Source organism: Humidesulfovibrio idahonensis (genome assembly GCF_054657715.1).
Genome location: NZ_BAAHYE010000002.1, coordinates 656,794 through 679,593 on the forward strand (window position 1 = coordinate 656,794; position 22,800 = coordinate 679,593).

The following is a 22,800-nucleotide window of genomic DNA, read 5'->3' on the forward strand; positions in this document are numbered from 1 at the left end:
AGCACATGGCGACCACAGACAGCGCCCTTGTCGTATTTTCCGGCGGGCAAGACTCCGCAACCTGCCTGGCCTGGGCGCTTTCCCGCTACGCCTGCGTGGAGACCATCGGCTTCGACTACGGGCAGCGCCACGCGGTGGAGCTTTCCTGCCGGGCTGATGTCCTCGCCCGTTTGCGCGAGCATCGCCCGGACTGGGACGCCAAGCTCGGCGCGGACACTTTGCTTTCCATGGACGTGTTCCGCCAGTTGGGCGAAACCGCCCTCACCCACGATGTCGCCATCACCATGAACGAAAGCGGCCTGCCCAGCACCTTCGTGCCCGGCCGCAACCTCATTTTCCTCACCCTGGCCGGGGCCCAGGCCTACCGCCGGGGCATCAAGCGCGTCATCACCGGCGTGTGCGAGACGGACTTCTCCGGCTACCCGGACTGCCGCGACGACACCATGAAGGCCCTGCAGGTGGCGCTCAACCTCGGCATGCAGACGCGGCTAGTCATCGAAACGCCGCTCATGTGGCGCACCAAGGCCGAGACCTGGAGCCTGGCGCGCGAGCTGGGCGGCCAGCCCCTGGTGGACCTCATCTTGGAGCACACGCACACCTGCTACCAGGGCGAGCGCGGCGAACGCCACCCCTGGGGCTACGGCTGCGGCGCCTGCCCGGCCTGCGAGTTGCGCGCCAAAGGTTACGCCGAGTATCTGCGCGGAGAATAAAGAAAGAGAATAGCCTCCGGCGGCCAAAGGGTCTGAGCCCCTTTGGAATCCTCATGCCAGCGCAAAGCCCGGGACAAGCATCCGCTTGTTCCGGGCTTTGCGCTGGAGGACGGGGTGGGTTGTGCCCGGCACGGTTGAGCGGGACGTCAGGCAGCGGCCAAGACGGGCTGGGGATACAGAGAGGGCGGCGAGGAAGAGGATGGCAGAAAGAAAGAGGTGGCGGGCCAGAGGGGCGAAATGGGGGTGAAGAGGCGGAGGGGGAGAGAGGCTGGGGAAGGGAGAAGGGGGGGGCGGCAGAGAAAAGAGGCGGGAAAGGAGAATAGGGAGGCGGGGAGAAGGGCGGTTGGATGGGCTGGGCGTCTTGTGCGGGGGGCAATGGCCGGCCATTAAAAAAGGGCCCCGGATTGCTCCAGGGCCCTTAGAGAAGACGGTCCGGCCTGCGGTCTACTTGCCGCCGCGGCCGTCGTCACAAGGCTTGGTCGAGTTCCCGCTGTCGGACATGGCGCAGGGCTTGGCGTTGCCCGGGGCACCGGCGGCCGGCGCGGCGGGAGGCGTGAAGTCCAGGCCGCCCTCAACGCAGGCGAGCTTGGGATCGTCCATGAGCTTCAGCTGCTTGTAGCGCTCGTAGTAGGCGGTCTCGATGCCGGAGCGCAGGCGCTTGGACTCTTCAGGCTGGGCCTTCTCCAGGGCGGCGTAGCGGTTCTCGCCGGAGAGGAAGGCCTGCAGGGTGCCGTCGGGAGCCTTGGACTCCAGCTTGAAGGGATTCTGTCCCTGGGCGGCCAACTGCGGGTTGAAGCGGTACAGCGGCCAGTAGCCGGACTGCACGGCCAGCTTGGCCTCCTCCTGGCTCTTGCCCATGCCCTTGCGGATGCCCTGGTTGATGCAGGGCGCGTAGGCGATGACCAGGGACGGTCCGGGGTAGGCCTCGGCCTCCTGAAGGGCCTTCAGGGTCTGGTTCTTGTCCGCGCCCATGCTGATGCTGGCGACGTACACATAGCCGTAGGTCATGGCCATGCGGCCCAGATCCTTCTTGCCGGTCTTTTTGCCGCTGGCGGCGAACTTGGCGATGGAGCCGAGCGGCGTGGCCTTGGAGGACTGGCCGCCGGTGTTGGAGTAAACCTCGGTGTCCATGACGAAGATGTTCACATCCTCGCCGCTGGCCAGCACGTGGTCCACGCCGCCGTAGCCGATGTCATAGGCCCAGCCGTCGCCGCCGAAGACCCAGATGGACTTCTTGGTGAACAGGTCGGACATGCCGGCGATCTCGGCCAGCAGGGGATCCTTGGTGCCCTTGAGCAGGGTCTTCAGTTCGTCGCCCGCGGCCTTGGAGGCGACGGGGTCGCTCTTGCCGGCCAGCCAGGCGGCCGCGGCTTCCTTGATCTTGGCGCTGGCCGAGCTGGCCGCAACCTGGGTCAGCAGGTCGGCAAGCTTGGAGCGGCGCTGGTTCATGGCGATGGTGTAGCCGAAGCCGAACTCGGCGGCGTCCTCGAACAGGGAATTGTTCCAGGCCGGACCGTGTCCGTCCTTGTTGACGCAATACGGGGCGGCAGGAGCCGAGGCGCCCCAGATGGAGGAGCAGCCCGTGGCGTTGGCGATCATCATGCGCTCGCCGAAGAGCTGGGTGATGAGCTTGACGTAGGGGGTTTCGCCGCAGCCCGCGCACGCGCCGGAGAACTCAAGCAGCGGCTGCTGGAACTGGCTGCCCTTGACGCTTTCGCGCTTCACCAGGTCGCCCTTGAGGCTGACGGTCTCGCTGAACTGCTGGTTGGGCACCTGGACCGCGGTCTGGGTGTCCAGGGGCTTCATGACGAGGGCCTTGGTCTTGGCCGGGCAGATGTCTGCGCAGTTGCCGCAGCCCATGCAGTCCATGGTGTTCACCTGAATGCGGAAGCTCAGGTCCTTGAGCTCCTTGCCCTGGGCGGGCAGAACCTCGAAGGCCTTGGGGGCTTTCTTCATCTCGGCCGCGTTGGCCAGCACCGGGCGGATGGTGGCGTGGGGGCAGACAAAGGCGCACTGGTTGCACTGGATGCAGTTTTCCTTGATCCACTCGGGCACCAGGATGGCCACGCCGCGCTTTTCGTACTGGCTGGTGGCCACGGGGAAGGAGCCGTCCGGGGTGAAGGCGGAAACGGGCAGGGTGTCGCCCTTCTGCGCCAGAATGGGGCGCATGACGTCGGACACGAAGGCGGGCACCTTGTCGCCCTTGACCGTCTTGTCCGCGGCCTTGGCCCAGCTTGCCGGCACCTTGATCTCGATCAGGTTGGCCAGGGTCTGGTCCACGCCGTCCACGTTCATCTTGACGATCTTGTCGCCCTTTTTGCCGTAGGTCTTGTGGATGGAGTCCTTCAACAGGGCGATGGCCTTGTCGATGGGCAGAACCTTGGCCAGCTTGAAGAAGGCCGTCTGCATGATCATGTTGATGCGGTTGCCCAGGCCCACGGCGGCGGCGATTTTGACCGCGTCGATGGTGTAGAGCTTGATTTTTTGGGTGGCGATGGTGCGCAGCATGGCGGCCGGCAGGTTGGCCTCCATGTCCGCAACGGAGCTCCAGGTGGAGTTCAGCAGGAAGGTGCCGCCGGGCTTCAGGCCTTCGAGCACATCGTAGGTGTGCACGTAGCTCGAATTGTGGCAGGCGATGAAGTCCGCCGTGTCGACCAGATAGGTGGACTGGATGGGCTTTTTGCCGAAGCGCAGGTGCGAAACGGTGATGCCGCCGGACTTCTTGGAGTCGTAGGCGAAGTAGCCCTGAGCGTACAGCGGCGTGTTGTCGCCGATGATCTTGATGGCGCTCTTGTTGGCGCCGACGGTGCCGTCGGAGCCGAGGCCCCAGAACTTGCACTGCACGGTGCCGGCCGGGGTGGTGGCCAGGGCCGGACCCACGGGCAGGCTGGTCTTGGTCACGTCGTCATCGATGCCGACCACGAAGTGGTTCTTGGCCTTGCCCTTTTCCATGTTCTTGTACACGGCCATGACGGCGTTGGGGCGGAACTCCTTGGAGCCCAGGCCGTAGCGGCCGGCGATGAGCTGGGGCATGGCGCCGGCGCGCTCGATGAAGGCCGAGCAGACATCCTGGTACAGGGGGTCGCCCAGGGCGCCGGGCTCCTTGGTGCGGTCGAGCACGGTGATCTTCTTCACGCTCTTGGGCAGCACGGCGAAGAAGCTCGCGGCGTCGAAGGGGCGGTACAGGCGCACCTTGATGAGGCCGACCTTCTTGCCCTTGGCGGCCATGGTGTTGATGACTTCCTGGATGGTCTCGCAGGCGGAGCCCATGGCGACGACGATGTTCTCGGCGTCGGGCGCGCCCACGTAGTCGAAGGGCTTGTATTTGCGGCCGGTGATCTTGGCCACCTTTTTCATGTTCTCAATGACGATCTTGGGCACGGCGTTGTAGTACGGGTTGGCGCGCTCGCGGCCCTGGAAGTAGATGTCCGGGTTCTGGGCCGTGCCGCGCAGCACCGGGTGCTCGGGGTTCATGGCGTGTTTGCGGAACTCGGCGATCTTGTCGTGGTTCACCAGTTTGGCCATGTCCGCGTAGTCGATGACCTCGATCTTCTGGATCTCGTGGCTGGTGCGGAAGCCGTCGAAGAAGTGCATGAAGGGCACGCTGGCGTCGATGGCGGAAAGGTGCGCCACCAGGGCCAGGTCCATGCATTCCTGCACACTGGAGGAGGCGAGCATGGCGAAGCCGGTCTGGCGGCAGGCCATGACGTCCTGGTGGTCGCCGAAGATGGACAGCGCGTGGGCGGCAATGGCGCGCGCCGTGACGTGGAACACGCAAGGCAGAAGCTCGCCGGAAATTTTGTACATGTTGGGAATCATGAGCAGCAGGCCCTGCGAGGCCGTGAAGGTGCTGGTGAGCGCACCCGCGGCCAGGGAGCCGTGCACGGCGCCCGCCGCGCCCGCCTCGGACTGCATCTGGCGGATGTTAACGACCTGGCCGAAGATGTTCTTCATGCCCTTGGCGGCCATTTCATCCGCAATCTCGCCCATGGTGGACGACGGGGTGATGGGGTAGATGGCCGCGGCTTCGCTCATGGCATAGGCCACATGCGTCGTCGCGGAGTTTCCGTCCATGGTCTTCATTTTCTTCGCCATGTTCTTATCCCTCTTTGTCAGATGGAAGGTTTGGACATGTTGGTAGCGTATCTCTGGACCTAGTTCAAAATGGAAGACTTCGCAACTTGTGTGCCAAAGAGAACGCACACAATTTGACGCAATGATTTAAGGGTGTTGCTGCTGCGGAGGCCAAGAAGGCGCGGCGTATGGCAAAGATTGTCCGAAAAATCGGGCAGTGTGCCATGCTCGTTGGGGCATGGCTTCACCCTTGGTGGCGCCAGTTTGTCTGAAATTACGGACAACCGCAAGGGGCATGGCCGGAATGGATGAAATTCCGCTGGCGTGTTCCTGACGATTGCGCTACCAAATTCGGTACTGAGAAGAGCAACCATTTCCGGGAAGCGCCAATGGAACAGTGTGAAGTGCCGCAGCCGAAAACGGCCTGGAAAAAGCTGAGCGACGCCGCGCCGCGTTTTCTGCCCATGCTTTCGTGGTGGCCCCAGGTGGGCCGGCGCACCCTCAAGGCCGATCTCTGGGCCGGGCTCACGGGGGCCGTCATCGTGCTGCCGCAGGGCGTGGCCTTTGCGGCCATTGCCGGGCTGCCGCCGCAATACGGCCTGTATGCGGCCATGGTGCCGGTCATCATCGCCGCGCTCTTCGGCTCGTCCTTCCATCTCGTCTCCGGCCCCACCACGGCCATCTCCCTCGTCATCTTCGCCAACGTAAGCCATTTCGCCGAGCCCTCAAGCGCGGAGTACGTGCGGCTCGTGCTCACCCTGACCTTTCTGGCCGGGCTGTTCCAACTGGGGCTTGGTCTGGCCAGGCTGGGCGCGCTGGTCAATTTCGTGTCCCATTCCGTGGTCACGGGATTCACCGCGGGCGCGGCCATTCTCATCGCCACCAGCCAGTTGGGCGGCTTCTTCGGCATTGCGCTGCCGCGCGGCGGGTCCTTTGTGCGCACCTGGGAGCATTTGTTTGAGCACCTGCCCGAGGCCAACCTGTATGTGCTGGGCATCGGCGCGGGCACAATGCTTGCGGCCGTCGTCGTCCGTCGCTTCTGGCCCAGGCTTCCGGCCATGCTCATCGCCATGCTGCTGGCCAGCGCCGCCAATCTGCTCCTCGACGGCGCCAGCCACGGGGTGCGGCTCATGGGCGCGCTGCCGGACAGCCTGCCGCCGCTCTCCCTGCCGGTGCCGGGGCTTGATGAAGTGCGCCACCTGGTGCCCGGCGCGGTGGCCATCGCCATGCTCGGTCTGGCCGAGGCGGTGAGCATCGCCCGCGCCGTGGCCGTGCGCTCGCAGCAAATGCTCGACAACTCGCAGGAGTTTGTGGGCCAGGGCCTGGCCAATGTGGTGGGCAGCTTCTTCTCGGCCTATGCCTCTTCCGGGTCCTTCACGCGCACGGGGCTCAATTTCGAGTCCGGGGCCAAGACGCCGCTGGCGGCGGTGTTCTCCGCCCTCATGCTGGCGGCCATCGTGCTGCTGGTGGCTCCGCTCACGGCTTATCTGCCCCTGGCGGCCATGAGCGGCGTCATTCTGCTTGTGGCGGCGAACCTGGCCGACGTCAGCGGCATCCGCCACATTCTGCGCACGGACAAAAACGAGGCCGGCGTGCTCGTGGTCACCTTCATGGCCACGCTTTTCGTCCAGTTGGAGTTCGCCATCTTCAGCGGCGTCATCCTGTCGCTGCTCATGTACCTCAAGCGCACCTCGCACCCGAACTTCGTCGTGCTCGCGCCGGACGCCTCCAACCTGCGCCGCCCGCTGGTGAACGTGAAGCGCAAGACGGTGCCGGAATGTCCGCAGCTCAAGATCCTGCGCCTGGACGGCAGCATCTTCTTCGGCGCGGTGGCCCATATATCAGAGGAACTGCACCGCATCATGGACACTTTCCCGGAGCAGTGCCACATTCTCATCGTGGGCGGCGGCATCAACTTCATCGATGCCAGCGGCTGCCACATGCTGTTCAACGAGGCCCTGAGCCTCAAGCTCTCCGGCCGGGACATGTTCTTCTGCTCGCTCAAGACGGATGTGCTGGAGGTGCTCAAGCGCGGCATGTGCCTGAAGCGCCTTGGCGGCGAGCACATCTTCGAGTCCGAGTCCCAGGCCATCGCCCACATGGTGCCCCGGCTCGACCCGGAGCGCTGCGCCTGCTGCCACGCCCGGGTGTTCCGCGAGTGCGAGCGCATGCCCGGCGGCGAGCATTATCTGCCGCCCGCAGCGGTGTGATGGGGCGTGGTTCGACGAGCTGCCTTTCTTCTTGAACGGGGTGCCCTAGAACAAGCCGCCCGTGGGCTCATTGTCCATTTGGGCGCATTGTCCATTGGACGCGCCCGCTGTGGTGTAACGCGTTGCCGCTGCTTGCGCCTGCGCTGTCCGCTGTGGTGTCCGCTGTGATGGTTGCGTTATTCACGTAGGCGCTGCCGCGCAGGCGCCGCCGGGCCGCCGGTTCGCAGGGGCAGGGCAAAGGTTTGGACAGGCGTTGCGTTTGGAGCAGGATGCGTTGCGTCTGGAGCAGGGTGCGCGGCGTCTGAATCCGGTTGCGAAGCGCCACGCGGTGTCTTGCGGATGAGCGGACGCTTGGCGTTGCCCATGCGGGTCGCCGCAAAGCTCCCTATGCAGAGAGAAGCCCCCAGGCCTCCCAGGCGAACCAGCCCGCATAGCCCAGCAGCATAAGCCCCAGGCCGCGCATGACCAGCGCGTACGCCGGGCCGCCCACAACCGGCCCGGCCCGGCCGGAAACCCACGCGACCAGCACCTTCGAGCCCACGAGGCAGACGTAGAACCCGGCCAGGAAGGCCAGGGCCGCGCTCGCCCCGGCGCTCCAATACCGCGCCAGCAGGGGCGCGCCCACGCCGCCCCAGAACAGGTACGGGCTGGGGTTGAGGAAGTTCGCCACCACGCCCTTTTGCACCGAGCGGGGCCGTGCCGGAGCCTCGGCTTGCGCCTGTGGATTGAAGCGCAGGCTGGCCAGGCCGCAATGGGCCAGGTATGCCGCGCCGCAAAGGGTCAGCAGCGCCAGCGGCACGGGGTGCGCGGCCAGCAGTCCGGTCAGGGCCAGGGCGGCAAGGACGATGGGCAGGTCGGAGAGCAGCGGGGCGGCCGCGACCTTGACGCCCTCGCGCACGGAGTAGGCCAGGGTTTGGGCGATGACCAGCGCCATGAGCGGCCCCGGCGAAAGCCCGGCCGAGAGGCCCAGGGCCGCGCCGGTCAGGGCGGCGGTCAGCTGTGCGTCAAACATCACCGGTGCTCTAGGCCAAAAGGGGCTGGCCGGGGCAGGAAGGAGAGGAGCCGGGCGGCGGAGCAAAGCGCCGCAGGAACGCCTCGGCCTTGTCCTCCGGCAGGGGGCGGGCGAAAAGATAGCCCTGGAAGTACTCGCAGCCCAGACCTTGCAGGATTCCCTGCTGGGCGAGGGTCTCCACACCCTCGGCCACCACGTCCATGCGCAGGCTGGTGGCCAGCTGGATGATGGCCCGCACGATCTCCAGGTTCTCCTTGCCGTGCTCCAGCATGCGCACGAAGGACAGGTCGATCTTGAGGTGGTCGAGCGGCAGGCGCGTCAGATAGGCCAGGCTGGAATAGCCGGTGCCGAAGTCGTCCACGGAGAAGCTGACGCCCATGTCGCGCAGCTCGATCAGCTTGTTCAGCGCCGACGCGCCGCTCTGCATGAGCGCGGTCTCCGTGATCTCCAACTTGAGGTTTCTGGCGGGCAGGCCGGTCTCCCGCAGAATCTCGCGCATGCGCGGCAGGAAGTCCGGCTTGGGCACCTGCTGGGGCGAAAGGTTCACGGAGATCATGGCGTTTTCCAGATGCGCATAGCGCCCGCGCCACTGGTTCAAAATGCGCGTGCCCTCGCGCAGGGCCCAGTAGCCCAGCTCCACCACCTTGCCCGAGTCCTCGGCGATGGGAATGAACTCGTTGGGCATGATGAGCCCGCGCTCCGGGTGGTTCCAGCGGGCCAGGGCCTCGAAGCCGAAAAGATTGCGCGTCTCGCCCCGCCCCGTCCCGAAGTGCGCTCCGAACTGCGCCCCAAGCTGGATGATGGGCTGAAACTCCAGGAAGAATTCGCCGCGCGCAATGGCCCGGTCCATCTCGCTTTCCAGGCGCACCACGCGCACGGTCTGGTTGAGCAGGGACTCGGTGAAGCTTTTGACGCGGTTGCGGCCCATGGCCTTGGCGCGGTGCAGGGCCAGATTGGCGTTGCGCAGCACTTCCTCCGCGCTGTTTGCCGGGGTTTGCCCCAGGGCCAGGCCGATGCTGACCGTGACGGACAGCTCCTGCCCGTGGGCCCGCACCGGCGCGCTCAGGGCCTCCTGGATGCGGCGGATGGCCTGGATGGGCCGCTTGTAGGAGTCGAACTCCTCCATGAGCACCACGAACTCGTCGCCGCCCATGCGGGCCACTGTGTCCAGCTCGCGCACGGCGCCGCGCAGGCGCGCGGCCACCTCCACCAGCACGGCGTCGCCCACGGTGTGGCCCAGGGTGTCGTTGATGTTCTTGAAGCGGTCCAGGTCGATGAGGAGGACCGCGTGGCGGTAGTCCGGGCGGCGCTTGGCGCGCTGCAGCGCGGTGTCGATGCGCTCCACGCAGAGCGCGCGGTTGGCAACGCCGGTGAGCGTGTCGTACAACGACTGCTGGCGCAGGCGCGACTCCAGGCGCTTGTGCTCGGTCAGGTCCAGAAACATGCAGGCGCAGGCGCCGGGCACGGTTTGGAAGCAGTGCATCTCGTAGGCCCCGGCGATTTGCGCGTCGTGGTACTCGAACTGCTCGGTCTTCCACGCTTCGCCGAAGCGGCAGGCCCGGCGGAAGCGTTCTGCGGCCTCGGTGCCGGCAAGTTCGGGGAAGGCGGCCTCGAAAGGCTGGCCCGCAAGGCGCGCGTGGTCGCGGTGCAGAATGGTGTCGGCCGCGGGGTTGGCCTTGATGAAGACCAGCTCCCCGGCCTGGTTCAGGCGGTATATGTGCATGCCCATGGGCGAGGCCAGGAACAGGGCGCTGACGCGCCGCTCGGCCTCGCGCAGGGCAGCCTCCGCTGTCTTTTGCGCGGTGATGTCCGCGCCGGTCTTCCAGGCCGTGCAGCCGGGCATGGGCATGGCCTGGTCGAGCGGGGTCCAGGCGATGGTGCGCTCGCCGCCGTCCGCCGCGCGCATGACGACCTCCAGCGCGCCGTTTTCGTTGGGCTCGATGCTGCCCTCCTGCACGCGGCGGCGGTACTCCGCGTCCGGGTACAGACGCTCGAAAATGCTGGGATTGCCGATGACCTCCTCGGCCGGATACCCCAGGACGCGTTCGCACTCGCGGCTCCAAAAGACGATGGCCCCGGATTCGTCGTGGGCGTGGATGAGCAGCGGAAGGTTGCGCACCAGCAGTTCCAGACGCTTGGTGCCCAGGGCGCAGGCCAGCTCGGTGTTGCGCAGGGCCGTCACGTCCAGCAAGTGGCCGATGGTGAGGGTTTTTTGCCGCTGCTGCTGGGCTTTGGCCCGGGCCACGGCCACCACGTGCTCGCGGCCGTTCAGCACCACTGTGCGTTCCGGCTGGTCTGTCTCGGCGCCGGGGGCCTGGGGCAAAAACACGGCGTCCTGCGAGCCCAGCAGCTTCTCGCGCGGGACGCCAAGCAGATGGCGGGCGGCCTGGTTGGCGAAGACGAAGCGGTTGTCCGCGCCGGTGACGAAGACAGGCAGGCCCAGGGAGTCCAGAATGAGCTCGTAGTCGCGGGGCTCAAGCTGCCGCGCCGGCGCTTCCTGCTGGAGTGCGTGTGCGCTGGTGCTGGGCTTGTGCACATCGGGGGGATTTTTGGGGCGCATACATTCCCATTGTGTTGGAGGACGCGTTGGAAAATGTTTAGCAGTTCCGCCACCGAATGCAATAACGGCGTTTCGGCCCGGCGCGCCAGGCTTTACGCGGGCGGAAACCATGTGCTACGTATTTTGGCTAAAGCAATGCACGCGCAAAAGCGCAACAGGGGGGGCGGGATGATCAAGGAGTTCAAAGAGTTCATCATGCGCGGCAATGTCGTGGACATGGCCGTGGGCATCGTCATCGGCGCGTCCTTCGGCGGCATCGTCAAGTCGCTTGTGGACGATGTGCTGATGCCGCCCATCGGGCTTTTGCTCGGCCGGGTGGATTTCTCGAACCTGTACCTGATCTTGCGCGAGGGGACTGTGCCCGGGCCCTATGCCGCCCTGGCCGAGGCCAAGAAGGCCGGCGCCGTGACCATGAACCTGGGGCTCTTCGCCAACACGGTCATCAATTTCCTCATCGTGGCCCTGGCCATTTTTCTGGTGGTGCGCGCCATGAACCGCCTGCGCGACATGCAGAAGAAAGACGAGCCCGAAGCCGCGCCGACCCTGCGCGACTGTCCCTTCTGCGCCTCCTCCATCAGCATCAAGGCGGTGCGCTGCCCGCACTGCACCTCGGAGCTCCCGCAGTAGGGGGGCGCAGGGGCCGCTGGCTGACGGTCCGGGGACTGCAAATATCGCACACTTTTCGATACAATTACTTGCGATCCCTATTGATTCTGTGACATAACCTCACAGGGTCAAGGAGCTGGCGACGCGTGCGGAGCGTTGCGCCGCACGTTGCGGCGTTGATGGAATCCACGCGTTTTCGGGCACGCGTTGAGCACCGCGCCCCCTTCTCCGTAACCCCACGTTGGGCTAGTTGCCGTTGTTACATGACGCCCTGCGCGGACCGTCTGCCAGACGCGCCCGCCCGCGGCGGATGGAATGGGGTCGGTTTGTGGCGTTCGTAAAGCTGAAAGGCCTCAAGGCGCGTCTGTTCGCCATTGTGCTGCTGGCAATGCTGCCGGTGTTTTGCCTTGCGCTGTACATGGCGGTGGACGACTACAAAACCGCCAAGAGCGGCGCGCTGGAGAACTCCCGCCGCCTCACCGTCGCCTATGCCGCCACGGGCAACGCGCTCATAGAGCGCACGCGCCTGCTCATGCGCCAGGCCGCGGAGAACCCGGACCTTGCGCTGCTCGACGCCGAGGCCTGCCGCCGCATCACCGCCGCGCTGACCTTCCCGCGCGGCCTTGCGCGCGGCGCAAGCATCTATCACCTGGACGGGCGGCTTTTGTGCTTCTCCGGCGCCGTGCCGGAAGCGCGCGCCATCTCTCCCTCCCGTGCCGACTGGTTCCGCAACGCCCTGCACACCAACGACTTCGCCATTGGCCGCTACCAGAACACCACGGACGGAGAGGGCGCGCTGCCCCTGGCCATGCCGCTGGCCGGGCCGGACGGAACGGCGCGCTTCGTGCTCTGCCTGTCGCTCAATCTGGCGAGCCTTGAGGGTTTTCTCGACGACCAGTCCTTGCCCGAAGGCGCGGCCGCGTCCGTCATCGACAGCGGCGGCACCATTCTGGCGCGCTTTCCCTGGAGCAAGGCCGCCGTGGGCAAGAACGCGCCCGGAGCCGAAGGCTTCCTGCCCGACCTGCGTTTCCTGGGACAGGACACCTGGGAGTCCGAGGGCGTGGACGGGGTGCGGCGCATTTATTTCCTCTCGCACCTGGCAGGCGGCGGCGACCAGACCTTGTTCCTGCGCGTGGGCATGCCCGCGGAGGCGGTCTTCAGCGCCGCCAGGCGCAACCTCGCGCGCAATCTCGGCTTCATCGGCCTCATGACCGCTGTGGTGCTCTTCTCCTCATGGGTTTTCAGCAACAGTCTGGTGCTGCGGCACATAAAGAAGCTGTGGCTGGCCACCAGCAAGCTCAGCGAGGGCAATTACGGCTACCGCATAGGGGCCACCGGCGGCGGCGAACTGGGCGAACTGGCCCTGGCCTTCGACCAGATGGCCGGCGCGCTGGAGGACCGCACCGCGCGGCTGACCAGCGCGGAGCTGAAGTACCGCGAGATCTTCGAGAACTCCGTGGCGGGCATATTCCGCGTCACGCCCGATGGCCGCATCCGCGACGCGAACAGGAGCATGGCCCTGATTCTGGGCTATTCCGAACCGCGCGAGCTCATGGAGCAGGTTCAGGACATCGGCCAGGACCTGTACGCCGAGCCGGACCGCCGCGGCTCCGTGCTGGAGCGGCTGGACCGCGAGGGCGTGGTCTCCGGCGTGGAGTTCCCGGCCAAGCACGCCAACGGCAGCCTTGTATGGCTGAGCATGCAGGCGCGCGTGGTGCGCACGGCCGAAGGGCTTGTGTCCCACTACGAGGGCATGGTTTCGGACATTTCCACGCGCAGGCTGATGGAACAAGAGCTGCGGGCCAAGCAGGAGAAGCTGCAGGCCCTTCTGGATTACTCGCCCACGCTCATCTGCATCAAGGACAGGAACGGCCGCTACCTGCTGGCCAACCGCAGGCACGAGGAGGTGCGCTGCGGCGGGCGGCGCATGGTGGGCCAAAACGTGCGCGACATCTTTCCGGCCGAGGCCGCGCGCCAGATTTTGGAAGAAGACGCCCTGGTGCTGGCCGAGGGCAAGCCCATGACCTACCAGCGGCCCCTGGCCAGCGGCGAGGGCACGCGCCACTACGTCACGGTCAAGTTCCCGCTCTGTGGGCAAAACGGCCAGCCCGACCGCGTGGGCAGCATCTCCTACGACATCACGGACCTGGAGCACGTGCGCGAGGCCCTGCGCCGCAGCGAGGAAAAGTTCCGCATCATGATCCAGACCTCGCCGGACCTCATCTGGCTCATCGACCCCAAGGGCGTGCTGGTCGAGGTCAACTCCGCCAGCCGAGACCTCCTCGGCCATGAGCCGGAGGAATTGCGCGGCAAGTCCTTCCGGCGGTTTGTCCACCCGGAGGACCTGCGCCGGCACGACCGGGATCTTGTGCTGCCGCTGTATCAGGGCCGCACGGCCGCCAACGGCCAGCACCCGAAGCTCATCAACGAGCGGCGGCAGATGCCGCGCTCAACCCACAGCCTGAACCTGCGCCTGCTGGCCAAGGACGGGGCTTCACGCCACGTTGAGCTGTCGTCCTGCGGGCTCTGGCAGGACATGCGCTTCATGGGCACCATCGTGGTCATCCGCGACACCACCGAGCGCCGCCACGCCGAGGCGGCCCTGCGGCAAAGCCAGGAGCTGCTGCGGCAAACCCAGCGCATGGCGCGCATCGGCGGTTGGAGTCTCAACCTCGACACCCGGCAGCGGAGCTGGACCGAGGAGACAAGACAGCTGCTGGGGTTGACCGAAGACGAAATGCCGGACTTCGCCGCCGGTCAGGATTTTCTCGCTCCGGACGACCGCGACGCGCTGCGCGAGGCCTTTGCGCGGGCAGAGGAGACCGGCGCGGACTTCAACCTGGAGCTGCGCCTGGCCCACGGCGGGGGGGCTCAGGCCTGGGTGCGCGTCATGGGCCGCCGGTCTGATGCCGACGGCGTGCGGATGCTCTCCGGCGTCATCCAGGACATATCGGACCGCAAGGAGCTGGAGCGGCTGCGCGCGGACATCGACAGCATCATCCGCCACGACCTGAAGGCCCCGCTCAACGGCATCATCAACCTGCCGCAGTTGATGAAGCACGACGAGAACCTGACCCCGGCGCAGGCGGAATATCTGCAGCTCATAGAGGACAGCGGGCGCAACATGCTGCGCCAGATCGACATGTCCCTCGACCTCATGAAAATCGAGCTGGGCACGTACGTTTGCGCGCCGGACTATTGCGATTTGGCGGGCGTTCTGCGCGAGGTGCTGGGCGCGCTGCGCGACGCGGCCAGGGCCAAGGGCGTGGGACTGGAGCCGACCCTTGACGGCCGGCCGCTGTCGCCGGAAGACACGTTCCTCATCTGGGGCGAGGAGCGCCTGTGCCACCCCATCCTGAGCAACCTCATCGTCAACGCCCTGGAGGCCTCGCCCGTTGGCGAGAGCATCGAGATCCGGCTGGAGCGGGAAGAGTGCGCGCGGGTGGTCATCCGCAACAGGGGCGAGGTGCCGCAAGCCCTGCGCGAACGGTTCTTCGAGAAATACGCCACCAGCGGCAAAATTGCGGGCACGGGGCTGGGCACCTATTCGGCCCAGCTCTTCGCCGAGGCGCAACGCGGCTGCGTGGAGCTCGACACCTCCGAATCCGGCGCAACGACGATCATCGTGCGCCTGCCGCGTCCCAAGCGCGAAGCCTAGGACCCGCTTGCCGAGCCGTTCTGACAAAGGACGGTCCGGGACATCTCCTGGCGCCGCCTATTCCCCGCCGTATTGCCGCACAACGGCGCGGCCGGCCAGGGCCAGCTCCGCGCCCTTGGCCAGGGCCTGCATCTCGTCCACCTGCGGCAAAACCAGCACCGGGGCCAAAAAACGCACCCGGCGGGTTATCTCCGCCACAAGGCACCCGCTGCGCGACATGCCCCCTGTGAGCACCACGGCGGCCAGGGGCGCATCGTTCTCCTCAAACAGCGCCGCGGCCATGCCGCCCACGGCCTTGGCCACGTTGTAGGCCAATGCCTGGATGAGCCGGCCCGAGGCCTCGTCGCCCTTGCGGAAGCGTTCCTCAACCACGCGCAGGTCGTTGGTGCCCGCATGGGCGTACAGCCCGCCGTGGGTCAAAATCTCCCGGCGCAGGGCGTCGGGGTCGGCGCCGTCGCGGACCATCTCCACCAGCACCAGGGCGGGCAGGGTGCCTGCGCGCTCCGCGCTCATGGGCCCCTCGCCGTCCAGGCCGTTGGTCACGTCCACCACTTGGCCGCAGTCGTGCGCGCCCACGCTGACGCCGCCGCCCAAATGGGCCACCACGAATTTCGCGGACTCGTAGACGAGCCCCAGCCGCTCCGCGGCCAGTCGCGCGGCCATGCGCTGCGACAAGGCGTGGAACACCGTGCGCCGGCGGATGCGCGGCAGGCCGGTGATGCGCGCGATGTCGCGCAGTTCGTCGGTCACGGGCGGGTCGACGACAAAGGCCGGGCAGCCCGCGCCGCGCGCAAAGCTTAAGGCCAGGGGCGCGCCCAGGTTGCAGGGATGTTCGCCGTGGGCGTTGGCCGCCAGCTCATCCAGCATGCGCTCGTTCACGGCGTACACGCCGCCGGGCAGGGGGGCCAGCAGCCCGCCGCGTCCGGCCACGGCGGCAAAGCCGCCAGGACTCTGCGGACAGCCGTGGTTCGCCAGGGCGTCGGCCACGGCCTGATGCCGCAGGGCAAGCTGGCCCTGCGCCCCGCAGCAGGCGGCAAGCTCCTCCTTGGGGTGGCGCGCTTCCTCGCTGAAGACCAGCGCGCCGTCCTCGAACACGGCCACCTTGGTGGAGGTGGAGCCGGGATTGATGCACAGAATGCGCGCGCTCATGCCGCCGCCTTTGCGTTGTTCGCCAAATGTACGGCCAGGGCTATGGACGCGAACTTGGAGCGTTCCGAATCCCCGCGCGAGGGCACGACCACCGGCACCCTGCTGCCCACCACCACGCTGGCGATGGGCGTGTCGAGGAAGGAGTTGAGGGCCTTGTACAGAATGTTGCCGGATTCGATGTCCGGGGCCACCAGAATGTCCGCGTGCCCGGCCACGGGGTTGGTCACGCCCTTGAGGGCGGCCGCCCGGGGCGAAACGGCCAGGTCCAGGGCCAGGGGCCCGGCCACCAGCGCGTCGCCAAAGGCGCCGTCCGCCGCCATCTTGGAAAGCAGGTCCGCGTCGAGGGTGGCGGGCATGGCCGGGAAATTGACCTTCTCCGTGGCGGCCAGCACGGCCACGCGCGGACGGACGATGCCCAGGGCGCGCGCCACGGTGAGCGCGTTCTTGATGATGTCGACCTTGCGCTGCAGGTTGGGGCGGATGTTCACCCCGGCATCGGTGAGCAGCATGAGGCGCGGCAGAGGCATTGGGCCGTTTTCGCCGGGGCGCGGCGGAGGCAGGGGCGCGTCGAAGGCCGAGACCAGGCTCAAAATGCCGCCCGGCGCCACAAGCCCGGCCTCCTTGTTGAGCACGGCCTTAAGCAGCGTCGCCGTGGGCACCAGGCCCTTCATAACCAGCTGCGCCCGGCCGGTGCGGAAATACTCCACGGCCAGGGCGACGGCCTCATGGTCGTCGGGGCAGTCCACGAATTCGAAGTCGCTGAAGTTCGTGCAGAGAGATTCCGCAGCGGTGCAGGCGCGTTCCCTGTCGCCGATGAACACGGGCTCGACGAGTTCTTTTTCCGCGGCCAGCAGGGCGGCGCGCAGCACGAAGCGCTCCGCGCAGGGCGCGATGGCCAGGCGCGGTTTCGGGCCTTGTGTCCGGGCGGCCTGGATGAGGTCGTCCAGGCAGCGCATCAGTCGTCTCCGCGCTTGAGGGCTATTTTGCCCGTGCGGGCCATGGAGAGGATGCCGAAGGGCGAGAGCATGCGGATGAGGCCCTCCACGCGCTCGGAATCGCCGGAGAGCTCCACCGTGATGCTTTTTTCGCCCAGGCCCACCACGCCGGCGCGGAAGACCTCCAGAATCTGCATGAGCTGCGACAGGCTTTCGTTTTCGCGCTGCACCTTCATGAGTACCAGCTCGCGGTCCACAAACTCCCGGCGCGAGAGGTCGTCCACCTGGATGACGAAGTCCATGCGCGCCACGGAGGCGATGATGCCGTCCGGCGGCAGGGCCGAGGCCTCCGGCTCGCAGGCCGGGTCCGTTCCCGGGGCGGGGTCCGGCGCGTCGAAGCAGATGACCATGCGCGAGACCGAGGGGTTTTCGGTCTCGCCGCTGGAGATGCTGCGGATGTTGAGCCCGCGGCTTTTGAATTCCTCGGCCATTTCCGCGAGCACCCCGCTGCGGTTGGCCACCAGGGCGGATATGGTGTGTTTCACGGCGTGCGCTCCTTGGCTTGCGGCCCTGGGGCCGGAAAGATGCTTGCAGGCCACTGAAGCATACATCTGAAAATCGCGGGATGCAAAGCCTCTTGGGACCGCGCGCCCTTGCCATTATGCACTGATCGCGATAGTTGGAACTATGGCTCAAAGGACTCTCACCCGCATCGCGCCGGGCGGGATGGCGACCGCATGAAGGTGCGCTGCTGGGGCGCCAGAGGCTCCATTCCCGTCTCCGGTCAACAGTACCTGCGTTATGGCGGCGATACCGCCTGTCTGGAGGTGCGCAGCAAGAACGACGCGGTGCTCATCATCGACGCGGGCACGGGCATACGCGCCCTCGGCGTGGATCTGCTCCGCCAGGGCCGCACGGACCTGACCCTGCTGCTGAGCCATTTTCACTGGGACCACATCCAAGGCCTGCCGTTCTTCAAGCCGCTGTACAATCCGGCGGCACGCCTGAACGTCGGCGGCCGCAAGGGCGCCCAGCGCGACATCGTCCGGGTGCTGACCCAAGCCTTCCGCGCGCCGCTGTTTCCCGTGCCGTTCGCCCGGCTTCCGGCCCAGGTGCCGGTCATCGGCTTCAAGAACGACGTGTTGCAGGTCGACAGCCTCGTCGTCCGCCGCATCCCTCTTTCCCATCCCAACCTTGGCGCGGGCTTCCGCATCGAGGAGGACGGCCGCAGCCTGGTGTACCTGAGCGACAACGAGCTTTCCCTTCGGCACAAGGGCGGCGGCGTGTTTGCGGATTACGCGGCCTTCTGCAAGGGCGCGGACCTGCTCATCCACGACGCGGAATACACGCCGGAGGAATACCCGCAGCGCCGGGGCTGGGGGCACTCGCACTTCGCCGATGCCGCAAGCCTGGCCAAGGCCGCAAAGGTGCGCGCGCTCGGGCTCTTTCATCATAATCAGGAACGCACGGACCAGGCCCAGGACGAGCTCCAGGAACGCTGCCGCGCGCTGTTGTCCGCACCGGACGACCCGCGCTGCCTGGCCCTGTTTCAAGGCTGGAGCATGGACCTCTCCGGCTGACGGCCGGCGGGCTTCCAAGCATTTGTGGCACTTGATTTCTCCCCCCAGACGTGCCACACTTGCACGTGCCGCATGAGGCGGCTTTCACCTGCACCCGGACAGAGGGAGGAGAGATGCGCGCGCTTATCGTGGATGACGATTTTTACAGCCGCATCATGCTGCATGACATGCTCAGGGCCGTGGCCGACTGCCACATCGCCGTCAATGGCGAGGAAGCCGTGGGCGCGTTCAAAAAAGCGCTTGAGGACGGCCGCCCCTACGACCTGGTGTGCATGGATCTTGTGATGCCTGAAATGGACGGCCAGCAGGCCCTGCGCGAAATGCGCGCCCTTGAGGCCGATACGGGCGTGGACGCCGTGGACCGTTGTTCGATATTTGTGGTGAGCATGGTTGAGGATAACCGGGAAACCAACGAGGCCTTTTTCCTCGGCGGCGCGGACTGCTTCCTGGTCAAGCCCATCGCGGAGGAGCGGCTCATGGCCGAACTGCGCGAGCACGGGCTCTTGGGCTGAGCCTCACGCGCGGCAGTGTTTGAATTCTGCGCAAAAGTCGGCTACAGCAGGCCGCGTCGGGCAGCGCTTCGCGCCTGACAGGATGGATAATGAGTCAGATTCTTGGCATTAAGTTCAGTGATCATGGCCCGGTGTGCTACTTCGCTTCCGGGCTTCATGTGTTGCGCGCGGGGCAGTCCGTGCTGGTGGAGACGGACCAGGGCCTGGCCCTGGGGCGCATCGCCACCGTTGCCGCGCCCGATGGCGCTCCCGTTGAATACGCGCAGATCGCCGCCCGCCCTGTCGAAGCCGGCGATACGGAAGCTCGCGTGGACCTTGGCGTCGACGAAGCCGGGCAGGAAAATGCCGGGCCGGATGCCGCCGCCGCTGTCGAAGCGACTCCGGAAGCCGCGCACGCCGCCGCGCCCGACGACAACACCACGCCGCCCGCTCCCTTTGAGCAGAGCCTGGGCGCCGCGGAATGGGACTCGGCTCCTGCCGGCGCCGGAGACTCCTCCGCCCTGGCCGAGAGCCTGAGCCACGCCGCCGCCACCGTGGCGGCCGAGGACCGCAACCCCGGCTCCGCGCCGCTGTTCGTCAGCGACCAGGCCAGCGCCCAGCCCGTGCCGCACAGCCTGGCCGGATTGCAGACCATCCACCGCCTGGCCACGGAATCCGACCTGGAGACCCACGGCGAGAACCTGCGCCTGGCCCGCCGGGCCTTCTCCTTCTGCCGGGGCTGCATCAATTCCCAAAATCTGGACATGAAGCTGGTGGACGTGGAAGTGCTCCACGACCGCAGCAAGCTCATATTCTTTTTCACAGCGCCAAACCGCATCGACTTCCGCGAACTCATCAAGAGCCTCGTGCGCGAGTTCCACACCCGCATCGAACTGCGGCAGATAGGCGTGCGCCACGAAACGCAGATGATCGGGGCCATAGGCAACTGCGGGCAGGTGTGCTGCTGCCGCCGCTTCCTGCGCAAGTTCGCGCCGGTGACCATCAAAATGGCCAAGGAGCAGAACCTGTTCCTCAACCCGGCCAAGATCTCCGGCATCTGCGGGCGGCTTTTGTGCTGCCTGAGCTACGAGCAGAAGGGCTACGAGGAATTCCACAAGCAGTGCCCCAAGATCGGCAAGCGCGTGCAGACGCCCATTGGCAGCGTGAAGGTGCTGCGTGCCAATTTCTTTAAGAAATCCATATCCGTTTGGGTCGAGGACGAGGGCGAGCGCGAGTTCACCCTCGACGAATGGAAGGAGATGCTGAACCGCCAGCCCGGCGACGCGCCTCCCGAGGCCCCGGCCCAGGAAGCGCAGCCGCGTCCGAGCTCCGGCCGTTCGCGGCCGTCCGCCGGGCGTCCTTCGCGCCCGGACCGCGCGCCCAGGCCCGAAAGGGGCGAAAGAACTGACCGCGCTCCGCGCCCGGACCGTGCGGACCGCCCGGAACAGGCCGAGCGCGCCGATAAACCGGAGCGTGCCGACAGGCCCGAGCGCCGCGACCGCGCCGAACGCGCTCCCGCCGCCGCAGGTGTGGCGCCCGCAGGCGGAGAAGAGCCGCGCGCCGAAAACGGCGAGGCCCGCCCGGCCACGGCCGAGGGCGAACGCCACCGCCCGCGCCGCAAGCGTCGCAAGAGCAAGGGGCCCAAGCCCGCATAACGCGCCATGCCCCAAGGGCGAACGGCAGATTTGAACAACCGCGGCCAGCTCATTGGCCAGACATCATGGCCGGCAAGGCCGCAGAGCGCCGGGCGCAGTCCGAAACATTTCGGCCGCCCGGCAAACGCTTCAAGGAGTATCACTTGAGCCGCTTTTTCGTCACGACCCCCATCTTCTACGTCAACGCCAAGCCCCACCTGGGCCACGCCTTCACCACCATCCTGGCCGACTCCGTGTCGCGCTTCCACGCCCTCATGGGCGAGGAGACGTACTTCCTCACCGGCACGGACGAGCACGGCGACAAGATCGCCAAGGCCTCGGAGGCGGCGGGCCAGTCGCCCAAGGAATACGCCGACCAGATCAGCGGCCTGTTCCGCGGTCTTGCGCCCATCCTGGGGGCCAAGCCCAACCAGTTCATCCGCACCACGGACCCGGAGCACATCAAGACCGTGCAGAAGGTGCTCCAGAAGGTGTACGAGAGCGGAGACATCTATTTCGGCGAATACGGCGGGCATTATTGCTTCGGCTGCGAGCGCTTCTACACCGAGAAGGAGCTCGTGGACGGCATGTGCCCGGACCACAAGACCAAGCCGGAATACATCGCCGAGAAGAACTACTTCTTCCGCATGTCCAAGTATCAGGGCTGGCTCATCGAGCACATCAACGAGCACCCGGAGTTCATCCGCCCGGCGCGCTACCGCAACGAGGTATTGAGCCTGCTGGAGTCCGGCGCGCTGGAGGACCTGTGCATCTCCCGTCCCAAGAGCCGCCTCACCTGGGGCATAGAGCTGCCCTTTGACCCGAATTTCGTCTGCTACGTGTGGTTCGACGCGCTTTTGAACTACATCACCGCGCTCAACTACCCGCGCGGCGACAAGTTCAAGAAGTTCTGGCCCGCCGCCAACCACATCGTGGCCAAAGACATTCTGAAGCCCCACGCCGTGTTCTGGCCGACCATGCTCAAGGCCGCGGGCATCACGCCCTATCAGTCCCTCAACGTGCACGGCTACTGGCTTGTGCGCGACACAAAGATGTCCAAGTCCCTGGGCAACGTCGTCGAGCCCAAACGCATGGTGGACACCTACGGCGCCTCGGCCTTCCGCTATTTCCTCCTGCGCGAGATGGCCTTCGGCTCCGACGCCTCCTTCACCGAGGACGCCCTGGTGGGCCGGCTTAACGCCGATCTGGCCAACGACTTGGGCAACCTGTTCAATCGCGCACTGGCCATGACCCACAAGTATTTCGAGGGCAAGGTGCCGAGCCCGGACAAGGAGTTCCAGGAGGACGCCGAGCTGAAGCACCTGGGCCTGGAGGCAATGCAGGGCTTTCAGTCCAACTTCGGCGAGTTCCGCACCGCCCGCGCCCTGGAGGCGTTGTGGGAGCTCGTGCGCGCCCTCAACAAGTATATCGACCAGACCGCGCCCTGGACCCTTTACAAGAACAAGCAGATGGCCCGGCTGGGCACGGTGATGTACGTGGTGCTGGAGCACATGCGCAAAATCGCCGTGCACCTGTGGCCCGTCATGCCCGACGCCAGCGAGAAGATGCTCGTGCAGCTCGGCATGCCCTTTGATCTGGAGAAGATCATGCTGCCCAAGGAGCCCGAGGTTTGGGGCGTGCTGGAGTCCGGCGTCGCCGTGGCCCAGACGTCCAACCTGTTCCCCCGCGTGGAGCTGCCCGAGCCCACGCCGCCCGCTCCCAAGGAAGCCGTGGCGGAATCCAAGAAGGCCAAGGCCGCGCCCGCGCCCAAGGAAGCCGCCGCCCCGGCCTGCGCCGCCGAGAACATCGAATTCGCCGATTTCCAGAAGCTGGACCTGCGCGTGGGCACCGTGCTTTCCGCCGCCAAACACCCGGACGCGGACAAGCTCCTCGTCGTGCAGGTGTCGCTTGGCGAGGAAAAGCCCCGGCAGATCGTGGCCGGCCTGGCCGACCGCTTCAGTCCAGAGGAGCTTGTGGGCAAGCAGGTGGTGGTCGTGGCCAACCTCGCCCCGCGCAAGCTGCGCGGTCTTGTGAGCCAGGGCATGATCCTGGTGGCCAAGGACGCCGAGGTGACCAGGCTCTTGACCGCAGCCGGAGCCGTGGACGACGGCGGCAAGATCGCCTAGCGCAAGATAATAAGCGCGGCGGCCAAAGGGACTAGGTTCCTTTGCCAACCGCATA

The 22,800-nt window shown here is 66.4% G+C and carries 14 protein-coding genes; 8 read left to right on the forward strand and 6 right to left on the reverse strand.

Going from position 1 to position 22,800, the window contains the following annotated elements; genetic code table 11:
* Positions 1-5 precede the first annotated feature (5 nt).
* Complete coding sequence (gene queC / locus ACYQ4W_RS03350; RefSeq protein WP_459852795.1) at positions 6-710, forward strand: 7-cyano-7-deazaguanine synthase QueC; 705 nt, start codon at positions 6-8, stop codon at positions 708-710.
* A gap of 444 nt (positions 711-1,154) precedes the next feature.
* Here the strand turns inward: queC and nifJ are convergent, their stop codons facing one another.
* Positions 1,155-4,805, reverse strand: coding sequence for a pyruvate:ferredoxin (flavodoxin) oxidoreductase (gene nifJ / locus ACYQ4W_RS03355; RefSeq protein WP_459852798.1), 3,651 nt, complete (start codon positions 4,803-4,805; stop codon positions 1,155-1,157).
* A gap of 368 nt (positions 4,806-5,173) precedes the next feature.
* Here nifJ and ACYQ4W_RS03360 point away from each other — a divergent pair, with 368 nt between their 5' ends.
* Positions 5,174-6,994 carry a SulP family inorganic anion transporter gene (locus ACYQ4W_RS03360; protein ID WP_459852801.1) on the forward strand — a complete coding sequence of 607 codons (1,821 nt, stop codon included), beginning with the start codon at positions 5,174-5,176 and terminating at the stop codon, positions 6,992-6,994.
* A 385-nt stretch (positions 6,995-7,379) separates the two neighbouring features.
* Here ACYQ4W_RS03360 and ACYQ4W_RS03365 read toward each other — a convergent pair whose 3' ends face one another.
* Entirely contained in the window at positions 7,380-8,006 is a 627-nt protein-coding gene (locus ACYQ4W_RS03365) for a LysE family translocator (protein WP_459852804.1), read from the reverse strand.
* A 10-nt stretch (positions 8,007-8,016) separates the two neighbouring features.
* Positions 8,017-10,566: a sensor domain-containing protein gene (locus ACYQ4W_RS03370; protein WP_459852807.1), complete on the reverse strand. Its 2,550-nt coding sequence runs from the start codon at positions 10,564-10,566 to the stop codon at positions 8,017-8,019.
* Positions 10,567-10,734: 168 nt separating this feature from the next.
* Between ACYQ4W_RS03370 and mscL the strand changes: the two genes are divergently transcribed.
* Both mscL and ACYQ4W_RS03380 read left to right on the forward strand, forming a co-directional pair.
* Positions 10,735-11,193, forward strand: a complete 459-nt coding sequence (mscL, locus tag ACYQ4W_RS03375; RefSeq protein WP_459852809.1) for a large-conductance mechanosensitive channel protein MscL — start codon at positions 10,735-10,737, stop codon at positions 11,191-11,193.
* A 307-nt stretch (positions 11,194-11,500) separates the two neighbouring features.
* The gene (locus ACYQ4W_RS03380; RefSeq protein ID WP_459852812.1) at positions 11,501-14,830 is read left to right on the forward strand and encodes a PAS domain S-box protein; all 3,330 of its coding nucleotides are present in this window, start codon (positions 11,501-11,503) and stop codon (positions 14,828-14,830) included.
* Between the two features lie 57 nt (positions 14,831-14,887).
* Here ACYQ4W_RS03380 and buk read toward each other — a convergent pair whose 3' ends face one another.
* From buk to ilvN, 3 genes are read right to left on the reverse strand one after another with little or no spacing between them, the layout of a single operon-like run.
* Entirely contained in the window at positions 14,888-15,979 is a 1,092-nt protein-coding gene (gene buk, locus ACYQ4W_RS03385; protein WP_459852815.1) for a butyrate kinase, read from the reverse strand.
* A complete protein-coding gene (locus tag ACYQ4W_RS03390; protein ID WP_459852818.1) occupies positions 15,976-16,935 on the reverse strand; it encodes a phosphate acyltransferase in 960 nt (319 codons plus the stop codon). The genes buk and ACYQ4W_RS03390 overlap by 4 nt, the downstream gene beginning before the upstream one ends.
* Positions 16,935-17,459 carry an acetolactate synthase small subunit gene (gene ilvN, locus ACYQ4W_RS03395; protein ID WP_459852820.1) on the reverse strand — a complete coding sequence of 175 codons (525 nt, stop codon included), beginning with the start codon at positions 17,457-17,459 and terminating at the stop codon, positions 16,935-16,937. Before ilvN ends, ACYQ4W_RS03390 begins: the two co-directional genes overlap by 1 nt.
* 192 nt (positions 17,460-17,651) lie before the next feature.
* Here ilvN and ACYQ4W_RS03400 point away from each other — a divergent pair, with 192 nt between their 5' ends.
* The 4 genes from ACYQ4W_RS03400 to metG all read left to right on the forward strand — a co-directional run bounded on the left by ACYQ4W_RS03400 (position 17,652) and on the right by metG (position 22,745).
* Positions 17,652-18,494 carry an MBL fold metallo-hydrolase gene (locus tag ACYQ4W_RS03400; protein WP_459852822.1) on the forward strand — a complete coding sequence of 281 codons (843 nt, stop codon included), beginning with the start codon at positions 17,652-17,654 and terminating at the stop codon, positions 18,492-18,494.
* A gap of 113 nt (positions 18,495-18,607) precedes the next feature.
* Positions 18,608-19,006 carry a response regulator gene (locus ACYQ4W_RS03405; protein ID WP_459852824.1) on the forward strand — a complete coding sequence of 133 codons (399 nt, stop codon included), beginning with the start codon at positions 18,608-18,610 and terminating at the stop codon, positions 19,004-19,006.
* An 89-nt stretch (positions 19,007-19,095) separates the two neighbouring features.
* A complete protein-coding gene (locus tag ACYQ4W_RS03410) occupies positions 19,096-20,640 on the forward strand; it encodes a PSP1 domain-containing protein (protein WP_459852827.1) in 1,545 nt (514 codons plus the stop codon).
* A 143-nt stretch (positions 20,641-20,783) separates the two neighbouring features.
* Entirely contained in the window at positions 20,784-22,745 is a 1,962-nt protein-coding gene (gene metG / locus ACYQ4W_RS03415) for a methionine--tRNA ligase (protein ID WP_459852829.1), read from the forward strand.
* The last annotated feature ends 55 nt before the right edge of the window (positions 22,746-22,800 follow it).

Bases quoted from the DNA above. Each gene is read 5' to 3' on its own strand.
- queC (WP_459852795.1), top strand. From the start codon at position 6: ATGGCGACCACAGACAGCGCCCTTGTCGTATTTTCCGGCGGGCAAGAC.
- nifJ (WP_459852798.1), bottom strand. From the start codon at position 4,805: ATGGCGAAGAAAATGAAGACCATGGACGGAAACTCCGCGACGACGCAT.
- ACYQ4W_RS03360 (WP_459852801.1), top strand. From the start codon at position 5,174: ATGGAACAGTGTGAAGTGCCGCAGCCGAAAACGGCCTGGAAAAAGCTG.
- ACYQ4W_RS03365 (WP_459852804.1), bottom strand. From the start codon at position 8,006: ATGTTTGACGCACAGCTGACCGCCGCCCTGACCGGCGCGGCCCTGGGC.
- ACYQ4W_RS03370 (WP_459852807.1), bottom strand. From the start codon at position 10,566: ATGCGCCCCAAAAATCCCCCCGATGTGCACAAGCCCAGCACCAGCGCA.
- mscL (WP_459852809.1), top strand. From the start codon at position 10,735: ATGATCAAGGAGTTCAAAGAGTTCATCATGCGCGGCAATGTCGTGGAC.
- buk (WP_459852815.1), bottom strand. From the start codon at position 15,979: ATGAGCGCGCGCATTCTGTGCATCAATCCCGGCTCCACCTCCACCAAG.
- ACYQ4W_RS03390 (WP_459852818.1), bottom strand. From the start codon at position 16,935: ATGCGCTGCCTGGACGACCTCATCCAGGCCGCCCGGACACAAGGCCCG.
- ACYQ4W_RS03400 (WP_459852822.1), top strand. From the start codon at position 17,652: ATGAAGGTGCGCTGCTGGGGCGCCAGAGGCTCCATTCCCGTCTCCGGT.
- ACYQ4W_RS03405 (WP_459852824.1), top strand. From the start codon at position 18,608: ATGCGCGCGCTTATCGTGGATGACGATTTTTACAGCCGCATCATGCTG.
- ACYQ4W_RS03410 (WP_459852827.1), top strand. From the start codon at position 19,096: ATGAGTCAGATTCTTGGCATTAAGTTCAGTGATCATGGCCCGGTGTGC.